This window comes from Acinetobacter sp. 1566109, from assembly GCF_000582255.1.
GTDB classification, from domain to species: Bacteria; Pseudomonadota; Gammaproteobacteria; order Pseudomonadales; family Moraxellaceae; genus Acinetobacter; species Acinetobacter nosocomialis.
Genome location: NZ_JEYB01000041.1, coordinates 17,312 through 35,497, shown reverse-complemented (window position 1 = coordinate 35,497; position 18,186 = coordinate 17,312). Strand labels below are relative to the sequence as shown.

The window sequence follows — 18,186 nt, the reverse complement described above, 5'->3', positions numbered from 1 at the left end:
GCTGAAAATCATATAGCCACCTACCCCGATCAGGCCAATAATTGCCAGAATCTTAATAAGGGCAAACCAAAACTCAATTTCACCAAATAGACGTACTGTAAGGAGGTTAAGACCCATCACAAACAATACACAGCCAGCACTAATCATAGCCTGCTGTATTGGAGAGAAACTTGCACCATCTGGCAACCAGAAACTCAAATAGTTAATGACTGCTGAAAGGTCCGCAATACCGACTAGCACCCAACCTAACCAATAGGTCCAACCCAAATAGTAACCGGCCCAAGGACCAATCAGGTCATGAGCCATATCAACAAAAGATTTGTAATGCAGATTTGCAAGGAGTAGTTCACCCATTGCACGCATTAAGAAAAAGAACATACCTCCAATAATCATATAAATAAAGAGAATTGAAGGACCTGCGAGGGAGATGGTTTTACCTGAGCCCATAAATAGGCCAGTTCCAATTGCACCGCCAATAGCAATCAGTTGTAAATGACGGTTAGACAGTTTTCGTTGCAGATGATCAGGAGAATTTTCCGTATCTGAATGACGAGCCGTTGTCATATTAAAATTCCTTTTTGAATTCCTTTGTTAAGATCAGCAACCTATGGCGAAAATTGAACCGTATGCCATAGGTCACTGAATCTGTTCACCAAAAAATGACTGGATAAACCGTATCTATCTTCCTTCTGTTAGATACATCATCATTTTTGGAGTAAAAACGAATTACTTTTGTGCTGCCGTCACGGCAATTTCAATGAGCCAATCCGGATTGACCAAATCGGCCTGAATTGTGGCACGCGATGGAGCAACACACCCTTTTAACCAGTCAACCCAAATTGCATTTACGGTTGAAAAGTCAGAAAGATTTTTCAAATAGAGCTGCGCAGAAAGCAAGCGAGATTTATCGGTATTGGCTAATGCCAAAAGTTCATCAATCGTGGCAAGAATTTCACGAGTTTGGCCTGCCACGTCTTGCTCGGTATTTTTAGGCACCTGACCTGACAGATAAACCACTTTGTTAAAAACAGTCACGGCGCTCATGACTTCGTTGGTGTTGATCTTTTGTATATCTGAATTAGACATTCGGATTTCCTTATACCTGATTAATAAATTGAACACGGGCGGTGACAGCACACATCAGTTCATAACCCACCGTACCGGATGAAACTGCGACATCATCTATAGGTAAAATGACGCCTGTACTTGATTGCCCCCAGAGCACCACTTCACTGCCGACTTGGGCACTCTCAATACCCGTTAAATCGACTGCCAACATATCCATACTGACGCGGCCAACTGTACGCGTGCGTACTGAGTCCACTAAAACTGGAGTCCCTGTTGGCGAAATACGTTGATAACCATCGGCATAGCCGCAAGCCACAATCCCAATCGTCATGGGTTGCTCTGCGACAAAGTTTGAGCCATAACCTACGCTTTCATTCGGCTCTAAATGCTGAACGGAAATAATTTCACTGCGTAAGCTCATGGTCGGCTGCAAGCCCCAATCTGCAATACTATGCGTTGGGTAATCTGGCGAGCTGCCATAGAGCATGATGCCACTGCGGGCATAATCTGATTTGAGCTGGTCTTGATAACGCAAAATTGCTGCACTATTGCTTACCGATCTTTCACCCGGTAAATCTTTTACAATTTCTTCAAAGGCAGTAATTTGATAATCAATACCCTGCTGACCGAAACGCTCACCATCTGCATCTGAAAAATGCGTCATGTGCGTAATCTTGGACACATTTGCCAAGTTATTTAAACGTTCCCAAGCTTGAACATAGTGTTGTGGTTTAAAACCAAGACGGTTCATACCACTGTTCATTTTCAAGAAAATATCAAATTGAGCCGGATAAGGATGCTTTTCTACCCACTCGATTTGCGCTTCACTATGAACGGTGAAACTAAGCTGATACTACACACAATCAAATAAATCTTGAGGAGAGAAAACTCCTTCGAGCAATAAAATTGGACCTGTCCAACCTAGAGCACGAATTCGTTTTGCTTCATCAAGATCAAGTAAGGCAAAGCCATCTGCTGCTTTAAATGCTTCATAAACACGTTCAATTCCGTGTCCATAAGCATTGGCTTTTACAACGGCAAAGACCTTACTGTTTGGCATAGCCTTGCGCACCACCGCCAAGTTATTTTGTAAAGCTTGACGGTGGATCACTGCGGTAATAGGACGAGGCATGATTTACTTTCCTAACGTCCGTTAAGCTGCGTGCGCGTGTGAATAACGCTGAATTGAAAGGCCATCGGTACTGATATCCGTCTTATGATTCAATACGATGTCACTGATTAATTTTCCTGAACCACACGCCATGGTCCAACCTAAAGTACCGTGACCTGTATTCAAGAACAGATTTTTAAAGCGAGTCGCACCAATAATTGGAGTACTGTCTGGTGTCATTGGGCGTAAACCTGTCCAGAAAGACGCCTGTGCCATATCGCCGCCCGGGAACAAGTCTTGAGTCACCATTTGCAAGGTTGCACGGCGGTCTTCGTTTAGACCCAAATTGAAACCGCTTAACTCTGCCATTCCACCTACACGAATACGTTGGTCAAAACGAGTAATCGCGATTTTATAGGTTTCATCAAGCACTGTAGATTGCGGAGCAAAAGCTGGGTCAACAATAGGAATCGTCAACGAGTAACCTTTTACAGGATATACAGGTAACTGTAGATCAAGTGGTTTCAAGAAATCACGTGAATAGCTACCAAACGCTAGGACATAACGATCTGCTGTTAAAACTTTACCATTAACTTGAACGCCCTTAATTTGGTCGCCTTCAACAATCAATTTTTCTACGTTCTGATTAAACTGGAAGTTAACACCCAACTCTTTAGCAATTTGAGCTAAGGCATTGGTAAATAAATAACAGTCACCCGTTTCATCATTTGGTAAGTGTAAACCACCAACGAGTTTATCTTGTGCATTTGCTAAAGCTGGTTCTACACGACCAAGCTCGTTACCATTTAATAACTCGTAGCTTACGCCGCATTCTTCAAGCACACTAATGTCGCGTTGAACCGCTTCCATTTGTGCTTCTTTACGGAATAGCTGCAACGTACCTTTAGCGCGGTTTTCGTAGTGAATACCCGTGTCTTTTCTGAGTTCACGTAAGCAGTCACGGCTGTATTCAGCCACACGCATCATACGTTCTTTGTTGACAGCATAACTTTGTGGATTACAGTTTTTCAGCATTTGCGCCATCCACTGTAATTGCCACATGCTGCCATCTAAATTAATCGCAAGCGGTGCATGGTGTTGGAACATCCATTTCACAGCTTTAAAAGGAATTCCTGGTGCTGCCCAAGGGGTCGAATACCCAGGCGAAATTTGGCCTGCATTACCAAAGCTAGTTTCTTCAGCAGGACCTGACTGGCGATCGAGAACAGTAACCTCAGCTCCTTGACGAGCTAAATAATAGGCACTTGCCACTCCAATAACGCCGCTACCTAAAACAATTACGCGCATTTCCATTCCCTCACGCACACCAGTTTATTTCACTAGTATATTTCTGCTTCAATAGTTTATTTCACTGTTTTTCAGGCTATAATCTAGGTAATTTTATGTTTTTCTCGCGAGAATGTTAAAAAAAGAGGAAATATCTATGCGCCCGTTAGATCGTATAGATCGCATGATTCTGGACATTTTGCAGCGTGAAGGACGAATTGCGATTAGTGAATTGGCATCGAGAGTCAACCTCTCTACCACCCCCTGTTCAGAGCGTGTAAAACGCCTTGAACGCGATGGCATTATCATGGGTTATTACGCCCGGCTAAACCCCGCCTACGTAGACCGCAATCTGCTGGTCTTTTTAGAAATTAAGTTATCTGCCAAATCTGGTGACGTTTTTGATCAGGTGGCTAGAGATTTAGTTGAGATTCCTGAAGTGCTTGAATGCCACCTCATTTCAGGTGAATTTGACTACCTTGTAAAAGCGCGTTTAAAAGAAATGAGTGCATACCGCCGCTTATTAGGAGATCTATTAAAGAAACTCCCCGCTTCTGCATCTTCACACAGTTATGTGGTCATGGAAGAAGTGAAAGAAACCCTATATTTAGATGTAAGTAAGTAAAGCGAGCATTCTTGAACTCGCTTTACTTACCTTTTGAAAATTAGAAATATTTTAAAATCGAAATATGCTTGTTTTGATGCTTGAACTTCGAGAACCACTTAACCGCTGGATAGAGTGCAAAAGACAGTACAATCGTGATTAGCCACAGCATCCATACATGGCCGACCGACAAATAACCCCCATAGTTTGCTCCTCACATACTTAGCGCAAACACATACATCAGTTTCAGCACATATAAATGCAGTAAATAAAAGAACATCGGCACCGAGCCAAACACGACCAATGGTTTTAGAAATGAGTATTGCTGCATACGTTCAAAAGCGGTCAGTACAATTAGTCCGATCCCAACATTTAGCAAAATAAACAATAAAGACGGCGGATACTTGGTGAGGTTAAAAAAGCTCATGAGGCTTAGTTGTAATGACTCAAAATGCTGCCACGGCTGGTCACCATAAACATTGATCAAACGTAGTAAAACAAACAACCCAATACTTGCGAAACCTAGACTAAGTAAAGCGAGGCCTCTTTGCTTTGCTGTATATTTTGAACTAAACAACTGGCCTAATACATAGCCCAATAAAATTACCCCAATCCAAGGTAAAACCGGATAGCTTGTACGAAGCTTAATGCCCGCAAACTCAAGCCAGCCACGTTCGTGTAAAACGAACCATATATTTTGTAGGATGTCTTGTGAGAAGTGCATAGAATCTAATAAGTTGTGTCCAAAAATAATCACCAACGCTACACCAGCAAGGACTGGCAAAGGCAAACCGACACAGCAAGCCAAGACCACCATGCTAATACCAATCGTCCAAATCACCTGTAAATAAATGACTTCGGGTGGAAAAGTCGCTGTCCATGCAAAATTCACAAGGGTAAGCTCTAATACAATTAAAAATAAGCCGCGCTTTAATAAAAAAGCACGTGTTTGCTGTAAATCTTGTTTTTTTGATTGAAATAAAAATGCAGAAATACCGGTTAAAAGTACAAAAACCGGAGCGCAAATATGTGCCAATAATCGACTGCCAAATAATGCTGGTTCTGTTACTGTTACGTCCATTGGATCGGTAACCTGTTTATGTAAATAGAAAGTTTCTCTTACATGGTCGAGCAACATAATGAGGATAACCAAACCACGCAATGCATCAATCGACTGTAAACGTTCAATATTTTTTTCTATAGGCATAGCGGTAATCAATAAAATAATGTAACGTTATACTATTACATTATAGTTCTTTTGTCTTTTATGGCTGATTATTTATGCAACACAAATTAGGATTGTTGTCTTCGTTGGGTCTATCATTTATATCGACATTCACTTGGGCAGAAGAAACGTCAACGGTACTTGAGACCATACGCGTTCAGGCTGAAAGTACCCAAGAAGGTGTGAGCCAAAATAGCTCGGCGACTAAATTTTCTCACGATGTTTTAGATGTCCCTTTTAACCGTGCTTATGTTTCAAAACAAATGATGGAACAACAAGACGTTCAACGGATTGATGACGCATTAAGCTTGGTGAGTGGGGTTTTTCATCAAAATAGTTTTGGTGGCGGCTTTTGGGATAACTACTCTTTCCGTGGTTTTAGTACTGATCCCAATTTAGGTGCCTCTATGATCCGTAACGGTTTGAGTGTCAACCGAGGGATTAGCGCTCCAAAAGATGCCGTAAATATTGAATCTTTAGAGTTTTTAAAAGGGCCTATGGCTGCGCTATATGGTCGCGGCGAAACAGGAGGTTTGCTTAACCTCAACAGTAAAAAACCCCAGTGGGAAAGCGAAAGTGAACTTAACCTACGTGCCAATACCCAAGAACAATATCGAATTAGTCTGGAACACACGGCGCCTATAAACGATGAACTGGCTTATCGTGTAGCAGTGGCTCACGAAGATAATCAAAGCTTTCGTGATCATGTCAGCAGTGAACGCTGGTTCTTTTCACCACAGCTCACATGGAAAATTTCAGACCAAACGCAACTCGACTTCGACAGTGAATTTACAGAGCATAAAGGAACCTTTGACCGTGGTGTAAGCACAGTCAATCATCAGTTTGTGATGGACCCGAAAACCTTTACAGGTGAACCTGACGATGGCGATTTGAAAATAAAAGATTACTTTTACCAATTACGTCTGAGTCACGAATTTAACCCTGACTGGAAGCTAAATAGTGCGGTTAGCTATAAAGACGCTAAAATGGTCGGCTTTGCAACCGAACCTCGTCGTATACAAGCCGATGGACGTACTTTAGAGCGTCAACGTCGCTATCGTGATTATACAAGCGAAGATGTGCTGGCTCAGACAGAGTTACTTGGCAAGCTTGATACGTCTTGGGCTCGCCATGAAATTTTACTTTCAACCGAACTTGGTCAACTCGACTACAAACAAAACCAGCTTCGTCGTAATCACAGCACAAGCTCACCAAACACAATTGATATTTACCAACCTGAATATGGCAAATATTTACCAAACCTAGCACCATTTACCAATACAAAGGAACAGCAGCGTTACTTTGCGCTTAATGTACAAGATCAGATCTTTTTTAATGACGAGTGGAGTGTGCTATTTGGCAACCGTTTTGATCAGGTCGAACAAGACTTTAAAAATCACCTGAGTCAGACTGAAAGCAACCAGACGCTTCACCAGAATAGTCCACGTTTCGGAGTAAATTTTAAAGCCTCTGACCAGTGGGCATTTTATACAAACTATGGCCGCTCATTTGCCATGAATAGTGGTATGAACCGAAGTGGTCAGACTTTTGCTCCTGAAAAAGGCGAAAGCTATGAGGTCGGCACCAAATATAAAGTGAATGACCAAAGTGTGCTGAGTCTCGCTCTGTTTAAAATGAAAAAACGAAATGTACTCACAACAGACCCAATCGACAGTAACTTTCAAACCGCAGCAGGCGAAGTGAGCAGTAAAGGAATTGAGTTTGATTTAAATAGCCAAATCACTGACCGCTGGTTTGTCAATGCCAACTACAGTTATACTGATGCTCAAATTGAAAAAGACCAAGACTTGGCAAAAGGTGCACGTCTAAGTAATGTTCCAAAACACCAAGGTGCTGTAAGTACCAATTATGAGTTTCTACAAGAAGGCTCAACAAAAGCAGGTGTAGGTGCCAACCTTACCTATGTGGGTGAACGCAGTGGACATAACCTTGATAATGGCTTTAATTTACCAAGCTATACCCTCGTAAACTTAAATGCTTACTATGCTCCATCTGACCGCTTACGCTATCAACTGAACGTAAACAACCTATTTGATAAAACCTACTATGTCTCAAGCTATAGCGATTTATGGGTTCAGCCGGGTGAACCATTGAATGCTTCAATTTCGGCACAGTGGAAGTTTTAATTTATCTATAAAATAAAAAAGCCCGAATTATTTTCGGGCTTTTTTATTAGAACATGCCATTTTCATTTACAAGCTGTTCGGGCTGTATTTGCCCGATATCCCAAAGCTCCGCAATTTTTCCATTTTCAAAACGGCAAATATGAACCACAGCCAAAATGGTGGCTTTGTCATTCATTTGCATTTCAAGTTTCGAATGCACGGCGACCAAAGTCCCATCTTCAATGACATGTTGAACATTAAAGACTTTATTGGGATTTTCAGCCGCGCTTTCACGCATCCCTTCCTTCAAAGAAGTCGCATCACCCGCATAATAAGGATTGTGATGCTTGAAATTAGGCGCAGTGTAATTGCTATAGGCTTCATCGACTTCGCCTGCTGCGGCAAGTTCTAGAAACCGTACCGCAATTTGTTTCTGAGATAAGCTCATGATTATCTCCTACTATTTTAGACCTTACTGTAACAGGTCATCTTCCTCACTCTCTTCTTCGAAGACATAGGCCATGCAGCCCCAACCATCATATTCACCCTGAAATTTTTCAGCGATGCTGGCAAACCATTGTTCCAAGTCAACAATATCTGAATACTCAGGTTCCATATTAACAAAGATGGTAATTACCCATTCATTCGGCTCAACAGAGTCATCTTGGAAAAGAGAAACTTTTTGTTCTTGGTAAAGTAAATAAAGTGCACATTGCTCTGCATTTTTTTGATCATGAAAAGCAATTGAAAATTCAATTTCATGCAGCTCTGTTAAGTCATCCCCATCTTCAACCATTTGCCAAAGTACATTGCCGTTATCGTCATCGGGAAATTGTTCGTAGTCGCGATCCATTAGATTGTCCTTGTTGTTGCTCTAATTTGTATTATTCGACATCAAGAATAACCGACTTTTATTGCAGTTTGGATATGTATTCAGTTGCGAATTGCATCAAATTTTAATTTTTTAAAAAGGCACTTGCGACTCAATCACGACATCGGTTCCTTTCAATGGATGTTGAAAAGCCAAATACGCAGCATGTAAGGCCATACGGCTTAAATGAAAACGTTTAGGTTCAGGGTGATACAGCTTGTCGCCCATAATCGGATGGCCAATGTGCATCATGTGTACACGTAGCTGATGTGAACGCCCTGTGACTGGTTCAAGTAACACCCGAGTTTGATCAGTGTTTTCATCATAGGTGAGAGGTTGAAATAAGGTTTTGGCATGTTTGCCTAATTCAAAATGTACAATTTGTCTTGGGCGATTTTCCCAGTCGGTAATGAGTGGAACTTCAACACTACCCTCTTGTGCGACTTGGCCTTGCACCAAAGCAATATAATGCTTTTTGACTGTTCTGGCCTGGAACATTTTACTTACCGCGACTTCTGCATCACGGTGCTTGGCAAACATAAGTAAACCCGAGGTTGCCATATCTAAACGATGCGTCACTTTAGCCAAAGGGAACTTTTCCAGCACCCTTAAATAAGCACTGTCATGATGCTCAGGTAACCGGCCCATGACCGACAACAAACCCGCGGGTTTATCAACCACAATCAAATCGTCATCTTCAAATAGAATGGAAAGCGGATCTTGTGGTGGAGCGTAAACAAAGTTGTCGTTTAAAGGCATGGTCGTAGAAACAGCAATGGAGCATGGCGGCAAATCATAAAGAAATTTCAGACCTACCGCAAAACAATCTATAAGCTATCATCATGTTCCACGTGAAACTCGAAAAATCTTTATCGCTTTTTATTCATTTCAGCTAAAAGATCGAGCTGAATTTCTTGAATATGTGCAAGCCTTTCCCACTGATGCGATAAAAGATGATCCATTTTTTCATGCAAATGGCGAATCTCAAGCTCAGCTTTTAAATTAATTTGATAGTCATGTTGAGAGCGCAAACGGTCTTTGGCTTCTTGACGATTTTGACTCATCATAATAATAGGTGCCTGAATTGCGGCTAAACATGACAGCACTAAATTCAGCAAAATAAAAGGATAAGGGTCAACGGGACGGACCACCATCACAACCGTATTTAAGACAATCCACCCAGTTAAAAATAAAGCAAAACAAATGAGAAAAGCCCAGCTACCACCAAATGACGCGATTTTATCTGCTAATTTTTCTCCAAACGTCCACTTTTGATCAAAATCTGACTCTGTATTTCGGCTAATTAATTCATGGCGTTGCATACTGCCAATCACTTCATTTTCTAAATTAGAGAGTTCGCCCTTTTCGGAGCGTAATAATGATTGCACGTATTTAATTCGATAATCTGCCAGATCGGCTCGACAAATAAAGCTTGAGTAATTCCAATCTGGATGATCTTGGATAATTTCATCGCTAATCACATTTCGAATGACTTCACCCGAAACCAGATCTTTTAACGGGAAATTCTTTCCGCATACGGCGCATTGGCGACACTGGTTTTTATTCTCCATCTTATTCAGCTCGCAATTATAATAATAAGGATATTATATAAATGATTTCAGGCGACAACATCGTAAATAAAAATAATGCTTTAACCCAATATTTGTAAAGTTGCTGGCACTATTTTTCGATGTGCAGGAATCACCGGAACCATGTAGAGTCTTCCAAGCCAATTTTTAATATGCACCACTGTGGTTACCGTCAGTACTTGAGTCTTTTCATTCTTATAAATAGATAAAGTCACATTTAAATGCTTGTCATCATCTCCCATAACTAACTCATTTTCGGTACGTTGCCGTAAGGTGAAAATTCCAATTCGGTCGCCTGTGACATACTCATTTTCTTTTTTATTCGAATCAATTTGCTTAAAACTTCCTAAGTCTTTAAGCCCAATCTTTGAAGTAATTTTATTACGCACATTCATGCTCCACTCTACCCACTCTGGAGTGTGATGGAACAGTTTAATAAGTTGCCCAAATACATTCAGGTCGGGTTGACCAAGCACAATACTCCACGAGTCGTGGAAGTAGGCATTGTTCAATTGAGATGAGATTTGACTGTCGCTAGGTAAAGCAGAAAGATAAGGCTTATTCATAAATTATATTCTTGTAAAGTATAGTTTTTATTATAGAGAATTTTTTAGGGTGTCAAGGGAAAACATCTATGGTTTACTTCAACAATCATAACTTTGTAAGTTATAACCTTGTGCCTATAAACTTTTGATCTATAGCGTCCTAAGCCGAATCGAGACCTTTTGGGTGAGTACACACTAACGTTATACGTTTTGGTGCATGCTACTCTTTTCGATCCCTATCACACCCTTGAGATATAGTTTAGCCAGCACCCTGCGGGATTGTTTTTCTAAGAAAAGCGAATTTTTAATATTTTTGGGAATTTTTACGCCATTAGACAAATTTAAAAGAATTTATTCCCATTTACCTATAATTAGTTATATTTAAATTTCACTTTACTTCTATTTTTCGGTTTATTTTACCAATTAAATCACTCTATGATCCTATTAGAAAATAGATAGTAAACATTTCTTCAATTCGGAAAACACTACTCTAGGTTTTTTATAAATTTGAAATTTTAATAAAAGCTACATCATCCGAAGTATTCAAACCCAACTAACTTCTTTCTGTTTTTCATATTTTTGTCTTGTTCTTTCTGCATTATTTTTAGATTTAATTTTTTCGCTTGAATACATTATAAAAACATATTATAAATTATTTCTAACCAAATAATTGGTTTTTTGGAACTTTATAATGAACAAAAATATTATAATTTTTGGTTATGGAACAGGTATTTCCAAAGCCGTGGCACATAAGTTTGGTAAAGAAGGCTATAAAATCGGTTTAGTGGCGCGTAATGCTGAAAAACTTGAAAAAGCCATCTTAGAACTTAAAGCACAAGGTATTGAAGCTTATGCTTTTACATGTGATTTAGCGGTTCTTGAAGATATACCAAACCTAATTAAACGCATTAAAGATCAATTAGGAGAGATTAAAAATATTCATTGGAATGCTTTCCATGATATTGAAAGCAATATCTTAAAAACCCCTCCACTAGAGCTTACTAAAAGCTTTCATATTCGTGTTTCGAGCTATATTGCGTCGGTACAAGCTTGCTTAGGTGATTTAGAGAAGAACCACGGTAGCATTTTATCGACAAACGGAATTTTTGCTTTCGATGCAGTGGGTATCGACTTGGTTGCCAAAGAATATTCATCGTTAGCAACCACCGCTGCCGCTCAATACAAGGCCACCAACTTACTTGCTCATAGTCTTGCTGACTCAAATGTTTATGTGAGCCAAGTCATTGTGAATGGTTTTGTAGATGGAACCCCAGAAGCGAAGGATAAAACCTACGCGGTACATCCAGAAACAGTTGCAGATCAGTTCTGGTACCTACACCAACATAAACAAGAAACTGTTTCTCTTTGTGGAGAAGCCATTCAAGCTGCTTAAACTATGTCTGATGAGAGAAAAAGCGTAATCCATTACGCTTTTCTTAACTATTTGAATCTATTCTTTTTCTCACGCCCATATATATTTCGAGTTTAACTTACCCTTCCCACTTTCTAAAAACCAGACAAGTATTTACGCCACCAAAACCAAAGCTATTACTCATCATTGTTTTTAGTTCGGTTTCTCGGCTTGTTTGAACAATATCGAACTTTTTAGCTTCTTCGCGCAGTTCGGTAATATTAATACTCGGCGCAATAAAGTTATTTTGCAGCATTAAAATAGAATAAATGGCTTCGTGTACCCCTGCGGCCCCCAAACTATGTCCAGTCATCGACTTGGTCGAACTCAGTGGCGGTACTTCTTCGCCACCAAAAGCTCGCTCTATGGCCAATAGTTCGGGAATGTCCCCTGCCGGCGTTGAAGTGCCATGTGTGTTGATATAGTCGATGGTGTCAGAGCCGTTTTGCTTGGCTTCTGCGAGTGCCAGTTTGATGCAACGAGTCGCCCCCTCGCCACTTGGAGCCACCATATCAACACCATCACTATTGGCAGCGTACCCAACCACTTCTGCTAAAATTTTTGCTCCGCGTTTTTGGGCATGGCTTAAAGACTCCAAAACCACCATGCCACCGCCGCCAGCGATCACAAAGCCATCGTTATCTTTTGAATATGGGCGTGAAGCGGTTTCTGGTGCATCGTTATATTTAGAGCATAAGGCGCCCATCGCATCGAATATTGCGGTTTGCGACCAATGGTCTTCTTCACCGCCCCCAGCGAGCATCAAGTCCTGTTTGCCAGCGGCAATAAGGTGAAATGCATAACCGATTGCATCGGCTGAAGTCGCACAGGCACTCGCAACCGATTGAGATACGCCTTTCAGATTGAAAGCGCGTGATAAGTTAGAGCTAATGGTGCTGGTGAGGTAGCGTGGTGCTAAATCGGGTGATACTTCGCTTGCGCCTTTTTCTTTTAGGGTATGCAGCATGTCGATGATAGACGCTGTTGAGGTGCCGCCTGTTCCCCCAATCACGCCATATTTTGGGTTGTTGGCAATGTCAGTTACTTCAAGCTTGGCATGTTGTAGCGCATCGAGTGCCGAGTTATAGGCATACATCGCGCAGACGCCCATGTGTTTTTTTAGCTCAGGATCAATATTTTCAAAATTCATTTCGGCAGTGGCGCTCACATGACTTCGAAAGTTCAGTTTTGCATAGACTTCGTTATAGCGAATGCCTGAGCGGCCTGCTTTTAAGGACTCGGTTACTTTCTCTAATGTATTTCCAATACAAGAATTAATTCCCATACCTGTGATGACAACACGTTCCATTCTTATCTCTATAAAAACGACAAAAATAGATCTTAACAACCAAGTTCTTTTTTGGAACTGGCAAAATATTTCTATATTTATTATTTTTTCTCATCAAATATAAATAAAAAGTTAATAATAAAATTTTTATTTTAAAAACATATTTATTTTTATTATTAAATCAAAAATATTTTAAATATTAAATTGACGTATTTAAAATCACCGATTATTATTCCGTTGCTGGCCTACATTGCCAGACGGTTTTGACAGACCGTAACTCGTAGCGAATTGTAGTTCTACTATAATTCGTTAGACCCTTGCGTCCCCTTTCTTTGCGGTAGGACGGGAGGGGGACGCCCCGCGCGTGCTGGTTCTACGAGTCCAGTCTGTCAACCCCCTTTCGTTCTACCACCCTAATTAATTCGCGGTAATCTGGTGGTAGAACTCCATTTTTTAAGGAGTTGACTATGCCATTTTTCAAACTCATTTTCTCTCTTATTTAACTATTTTATTGATTTAAAATTTGGTTTTTTACGCCCTATTTTTTAAATTTATAAATTATTTTTATTTTAAAATTTTATTTTCCTGTATGCATGGGAGGATTAATTATTACCTAAAAAATTATTTTAATTTTTAAACAGATTATATTTTTATTCTACTCATAGATACAAATCATTATGAGAACAATATGACAATTTATAAACCTTTTTTGGCTTTAAGTTTTGTTCTAGTGAGCTTGGGTATTTCAGGCTGTAACCTCCACACTCAGCAAGAATTTGAAAAAATTTGCCTATCGGGTGGGCATAGCAAGACCAGTTGCGAATGTATTTACCAGCGACTCGAACAAACCTACTCCCCAAAGCTCATGCAGCGCCTAGAACATGTCAGTTTGCAAAGTCCTGTTCTCCCACGGGACTTTGCCCCTACTTTTTTAAGCACTATACAGCGGTGTGACAAAAGTAGTCTGGGCTAAACGTTGGCTTAACTCTTTATCTCTGTGTCGCAATGGGGTTTTACTTTAAATCAGCGCAAAAAATTAAAGTCTATTGTGGCGCAGAGGCCTAAAGACGAATTCAAAATAAGATAAATAAAAGGCGTTCTTGTACGTTTTATCCTACAAACTTTTAAGGTTTTTGCGGATTGGCGACACCCTGCTTTTTTCCTATTATGAACTCATACAGGAACAGGATGTTCCAGAACATAAAACAACAATAATACGTTCAAGCACCAGGAGCGTGAGATACGACAGGAGTCATATCTAGTACCCAAATACGAAAAAGCCCAACAGGATGTTGGGCTTTTTTATGCTTATTTAAAAATAATCTAAAAGAAAATTCTTATAGAGTTTTATACACCACATATCTTTGAACCACTTGATCGAGAGTAATTTCAGAATGAAGGCGGCCATTGTTTGCTTGAATGGTTTTTACAGAAGCTAAATTAGATTTATAGCAATGTATATGTAACTCTGTTAAGCCTAATTTCCATGCTTCCTGAATTGTAAGTTCCAACAATTTCGAGCCAAAATTCTGCCCACGTTTAGAGGGACGAATACCTAAACCAATATGCCCACCACAATATTCAATCTGCTCATTGAGTTTAAGGCGCAAGTTAGATGCACCAATAATTTCATTATCTTCTACTAACCAATATGTAATGTTAGGAACATGCCCTTCTTCTAGGGACTCCCCTTTTTCATAATCTCTTAGTTTATTCAAAAAACTTTCAAAATCTGTATGGTCAAACTCTGTTGTTAAAGGGTGGCGATCTTCATCTGCTAATTCATTAATATAGTTGTTATAGCTTTCTTTAAACTTTAAATGAGGTTTTACCAACATAACGGTCATTTATTTCTCCCGAAAAATTGTTCTTTTTATAAGCAGAATTTAAAAATAACATAATGTTATCAATAACAACTCTTTTTCTTCTCACAGCCCTAAAGGATTATTCATAAAAGAGGCCCTACCTATCCGCTTGCATGTCTCTAGTACAACCGATTTCCGAAGTCATTCACTCATGTAAGATTTTTCTTACAAGCTTTTAAGGCTTTTGCGGATTGGCGACACTCTGCTTTTTTCCTAATATGAAGTCATACAGGAACAGGATGTTCCGGAACATAAAACAACAATAATACGTTCAAGCACCAGGAGCGTGAGATACGACAGGAGTCATATCTAATCACCAAATACAAGAAAGCCCGACAGGATGTCGGGCTTTTTTTATGCTTATTAAAAATTGATATTTGCACACACCTATAGCGGGGTATGCGCCTGTTCTTGCTTTTTATGGCGAATCCAACGCACCACCCAAATAACTGCAATCAGCACCACTATTGCCACACCTAAGGCCAAACACACCGATGGCAGAGCTAACCACTCAAAGCCTTTCGATGGTTCAAACCATCCCATCATAGTGGCAATGCTCATGACCAATAGCGGCACAAACACGCGAAAACCGCAGGCAGCGCTCAGGCCCACACCAATACATAAACCCAATATTGTTTCCATAACGGTTTTCTTTTCATGCCCATCACGGGTCTTGTTATGTAAGTCTTATTTTTAAATTAACAAAAAGCCCCATCGGGTGACAGGGCTTTTTGTTAAATGCGAGCGCAAATATTATTTCATTCTTAACGTTTAAATTGTGTGCAGTAGCATTTCGTGCAAGGTGGTAAAGGGTCTGTATTAATTTCTAAAAACACTCTATGACCGCACTGAGCACAGAAATAGAAGCCTGTTCCGGGTTTTTCGCCAGCTGTTACCATGATTACATTCCTATAATCGTATATATATTAAACAGGAATATAACCCACTTAAAGTGAATGTCAATTGTCCATTTCGCCCGATGATGATGGCATAAATGCAAAAAATGTTATTTGTACGATTTATCTTACACAGATTTAGGGATTTAGCGGATTGGCTGTCCCCTGCTTTTTTTCTAATATGAACTCATACAGGAACAGGATGTTCCGGAACATAAAACAACAATAATAGGTTCATGCATCAGGATCGTGAGATACGACAGGAGTCATATCTAGCAACCAAATACGAAAAAGCCCGACAGGATGTCGGGCTTTTTTATGTGTTTGAAATTACACATTAATACAATCTTTTGATTAAAGAGATTTTAGAAATCAATAGTTATTGGTTTTTTAAAGTGATGTGATGTGATGTAAAGGTAAGCTATTTCTACTCATGCATTGTCTAAAATGGAAAGCTTTATGCACTTGTTTGATGGTAGGCTTTTAAATCATCATCTAATGACCAAATAAAAATCTCACTCATTGGAAATTTTGTACAATTTTGTTCAAACTCTTTAATAATTGATAAATCACCAAAGCTTGTACCCTCTGTTGTTCTAGTTGAAGATTTATTCCGTTGAGCATGACTAGGAAACTCTGCAAGCCATGCTTTAATTTCAGATTGTGATAACCACTTAGAAATACGAAAAGGTGCTTCACCTGTAAAAGTTTTTTCTAAAGTATTAACAAAAAATTGTGCAACTTCACGCCGAGTATTTCCATCACCATTCTGTGCAATATGGTTACCTGTTTCAATGACTGTTGCCATCGGAATAATAAAGCTACATCCTAATTCTATATATTCTTGAAATTGCTTTAAAATTTCATTCCTTTCGTTATTGCGATTAGGAACATTCAAAATATTAAGAAAGATACTGGTATCTACCAAACAAATGCTACTCATGAGATATCCCGCGCATTTGTTCCAACCAATTTAAAGCTTTTTGTTTTTTTGCTTCGCTAGAAATAGGATTTTTTACAAAACGATCAACTACTTCTTTTGTGACCAACTCCCCTAATGACCCTTGAGAAACTAAACCTTCATAATCCTCTAAATCACTCAATCGAATTAAACGGCTATCACCCTGTTTTGGATCCCGATATGCAAAAACTACATCACCTAAGGCTTTATCTGGTAGAGCATCCATGAGTGCAGGATTATGCGTTGTAAGTAAAAGCTTTAAATGACGTTTTTCAGCAAAAACTAACATTGTGCTAAGTAATGATTTAGCTCGGGATGGATGAATACCATTATCTATCTCTTCAATCACCAGTGTAGAATCTTCAGGCACAGATAAAATGGCAGCAGCTATACCTAAAACTCTTAAAGTTCCATCTGATAAAACATCACAACTCCATTCCTGTTCTTGACTAGCGAAATTTTCAACTAAAGCTAATTCAATACGCTCCCTATGATCTTTATAAAATGTTAGAGTTTTAAAATCTTGTTCAGGCAAATTTCTAATAAACTCTAAAATATTTCTTTGATGTTCTTCATTCTGCCATAGTGTATACAATACACCTGATAAATTTTGTCCATTTGGTCGCAACTTTATTTCTTCTAAGCTTTCTTGACGCATCTGGGAGGGTACAAAATCAAAAAAATATGTGCTAGACAATACTTTCTCGATAAATAGTAATTCATGAAGTCTTTGTTGAAATCGCTCATCAAATCGCTCCTCATCATCGGCTCTTAACTGCAATAAATTTTTTATTCTTTGCAGATTAGATGCATTTTTATCATACTGAGTAAATATACCCTTAAGACTTTGATTAGGTGTTGTAGGAGAAAGTTCAATTTTAAGTAATTTGTCTTCCTTGGTTATCCTTTTTTTTAGGTTTTGAGGAAAAGTATCAATTTTATATAAATATTTTTGTGAATTCGTAAATTTCAGCCACTCATCTTTTATAGTTAGCTCATTTAGTTCATTAGATGTAATTTCAATCCTTAACTCAGAAAAAAATTTAGAAAAATCCGCACCTAAAGTAAATTCTTTCGACTTAAAATGGAATAAATCACGAACATCTCCTCTAAAGATCTTTTCAGAGTCATTAATACGATTTTGAATTGTTGTTAATTTTTCTCCACCGACACACCAACTGAGAAAACGAAAAGCCTCTATAGCATTTGATTTTCCAGAAGCATTCGCCCCTATCATTAATGTTAAAGGCGCTAAAGGCAAAAGTTGTCCTGTGTGATAACTTTTAAAGTTTTCTATCCAAATACCTTTTAGCATAATCTCACGGTAACAAATAAAAAA

The 18,186-nt window shown here is 39.2% G+C and carries 17 protein-coding genes and 3 pseudogenes; 4 read left to right on the top strand and 16 right to left on the bottom strand.

Translation table 11 applies throughout. The features are described 5' to 3' along the window. The 4 genes and pseudogenes from J582_RS19125 to J582_RS19115 all read right to left on the bottom strand — a co-directional run. Positions 1–564, bottom strand: a 564-nt coding sequence (locus tag J582_RS19125) for an amino acid permease (protein ID WP_032048412.1), incomplete at its 3' end; no start/stop codon positions are given. 162 nt (positions 565–726) lie between these two features. After that, complete coding sequence (locus tag J582_RS19120; protein WP_000071347.1) at positions 727–1,086, bottom strand: RidA family protein; 360 nt, start codon at positions 1,084–1,086, stop codon at positions 727–729. Between the two features lie 10 nt (positions 1,087–1,096). After that, positions 1,097–2,200: pseudogene (alr, locus tag J582_RS0104980) on the bottom strand (alanine racemase). Positions 2,201–2,221: 21 nt separating this feature from the next. Next, a complete protein-coding gene (locus J582_RS19115; RefSeq protein ID WP_001263980.1) occupies positions 2,222–3,487 on the bottom strand; it encodes a D-amino acid dehydrogenase in 1,266 nt (421 codons plus the stop codon). A gap of 136 nt (positions 3,488–3,623) precedes the next feature. Between J582_RS19115 and J582_RS19110 the strand changes: the two genes are divergently transcribed. Next, the gene (locus tag J582_RS19110; protein ID WP_001247568.1) at positions 3,624–4,091 is read left to right on the top strand and encodes an Lrp/AsnC ligand binding domain-containing protein; all 468 of its coding nucleotides are present in this window, start codon (positions 3,624–3,626) and stop codon (positions 4,089–4,091) included. A gap of 40 nt (positions 4,092–4,131) precedes the next feature. Here the strand turns inward: J582_RS19110 and J582_RS19105 are convergent. Beyond that, a pseudogene (locus J582_RS19105) lies at positions 4,132–5,277 on the bottom strand (DUF1624 domain-containing protein). Between the two features lie 74 nt (positions 5,278–5,351). Between J582_RS19105 and J582_RS19100 the strand changes: the two are divergent. Next, the gene (locus J582_RS19100; RefSeq protein ID WP_032048163.1) at positions 5,352–7,442 is read left to right on the top strand and encodes a TonB-dependent receptor; all 2,091 of its coding nucleotides are present in this window, start codon (positions 5,352–5,354) and stop codon (positions 7,440–7,442) included. A gap of 46 nt (positions 7,443–7,488) precedes the next feature. On the opposite strand, the gene J582_RS19095 is transcribed toward J582_RS19100, so the two are convergent. The 5 genes from J582_RS19095 to J582_RS19075 all read right to left on the bottom strand — a co-directional run bounded on the left by J582_RS19095 (position 7,489) and on the right by J582_RS19075 (position 10,447). Continuing rightward, the gene (locus J582_RS19095) at positions 7,489–7,869 is read right to left on the bottom strand and encodes a nuclear transport factor 2 family protein (RefSeq protein ID WP_002050553.1); all 381 of its coding nucleotides are present in this window, start codon (positions 7,867–7,869) and stop codon (positions 7,489–7,491) included. Positions 7,870–7,893: 24 nt separating this feature from the next. Continuing rightward, positions 7,894–8,274, bottom strand: coding sequence for a ribonuclease E inhibitor RraB (locus tag J582_RS19090; protein WP_032048165.1), 381 nt, complete (start codon positions 8,272–8,274; stop codon positions 7,894–7,896). 111 nt (positions 8,275–8,385) lie between these two features. After that, positions 8,386–9,051 carry an RluA family pseudouridine synthase gene (locus tag J582_RS19085; RefSeq protein WP_006582347.1) on the bottom strand — a complete coding sequence of 222 codons (666 nt, stop codon included), beginning with the start codon at positions 9,049–9,051 and terminating at the stop codon, positions 8,386–8,388. 110 nt (positions 9,052–9,161) lie between these two features. Continuing rightward, positions 9,162–9,863 carry a DUF1003 domain-containing protein gene (locus J582_RS19080; RefSeq protein WP_032048166.1) on the bottom strand — a complete coding sequence of 234 codons (702 nt, stop codon included), beginning with the start codon at positions 9,861–9,863 and terminating at the stop codon, positions 9,162–9,164. Positions 9,864–9,943: 80 nt separating this feature from the next. After that, the gene (locus J582_RS19075; RefSeq protein ID WP_032048167.1) at positions 9,944–10,447 is read right to left on the bottom strand and encodes a DUF2867 domain-containing protein; all 504 of its coding nucleotides are present in this window, start codon (positions 10,445–10,447) and stop codon (positions 9,944–9,946) included. Positions 10,448–11,117: 670 nt separating this feature from the next. Between J582_RS19075 and J582_RS19070 the strand changes: the two genes are divergently transcribed. After that, positions 11,118–11,819: an SDR family NAD(P)-dependent oxidoreductase gene (locus J582_RS19070; RefSeq protein ID WP_032048168.1), complete on the top strand. Its 702-nt coding sequence runs from the start codon at positions 11,118–11,120 to the stop codon at positions 11,817–11,819. A gap of 97 nt (positions 11,820–11,916) precedes the next feature. Here J582_RS19070 and J582_RS19065 read toward each other — a convergent pair whose 3' ends face one another. Beyond that, positions 11,917–13,146: a beta-ketoacyl synthase N-terminal-like domain-containing protein gene (locus J582_RS19065; protein ID WP_032048169.1), complete on the bottom strand. Its 1,230-nt coding sequence runs from the start codon at positions 13,144–13,146 to the stop codon at positions 11,917–11,919. A gap of 667 nt (positions 13,147–13,813) precedes the next feature. On the opposite strand from J582_RS19065, the gene J582_RS26180 reads away from it, so the two are divergent. Continuing rightward, entirely contained in the window at positions 13,814–14,098 is a 285-nt protein-coding gene (locus J582_RS26180; RefSeq protein ID WP_032048411.1) for a hypothetical protein, read from the top strand. Between the two features lie 364 nt (positions 14,099–14,462). Here J582_RS26180 and J582_RS19060 read toward each other — a convergent pair whose 3' ends face one another. The 5 genes and pseudogenes from J582_RS19060 to J582_RS19045 form a co-directional block, all read right to left on the bottom strand. Further along, on the bottom strand, positions 14,463–14,972 hold the full coding sequence (locus J582_RS19060; protein WP_032048170.1) for a GNAT family N-acetyltransferase: 510 nt from the start codon (positions 14,970–14,972) through the stop codon (positions 14,463–14,465). A 456-nt stretch (positions 14,973–15,428) separates the two neighbouring features. Continuing rightward, positions 15,429–15,632 (bottom strand): annotated as a pseudogene (locus J582_RS19055) (DUF4126 domain-containing protein); the annotation flags it as partial. 122 nt (positions 15,633–15,754) lie between these two features. Next, positions 15,755–15,889, bottom strand: a complete 135-nt coding sequence (locus J582_RS27105; protein WP_001983336.1) for a zinc ribbon-containing protein — start codon at positions 15,887–15,889, stop codon at positions 15,755–15,757. 454 nt (positions 15,890–16,343) lie between these two features. Then, a complete protein-coding gene (locus tag J582_RS19050; protein WP_032048172.1) occupies positions 16,344–16,829 on the bottom strand; it encodes a hypothetical protein in 486 nt (161 codons plus the stop codon). Continuing rightward, positions 16,822–18,162 (bottom strand): AAA family ATPase, encoded by a 1,341-nt coding sequence (locus tag J582_RS19045; protein ID WP_032048173.1) that lies wholly within the window; start codon positions 18,160–18,162, stop codon positions 16,822–16,824. Before J582_RS19045 ends, J582_RS19050 begins: the two co-directional genes overlap by 8 nt. Between the last annotated feature and the right edge of the window lie 24 nt (positions 18,163–18,186).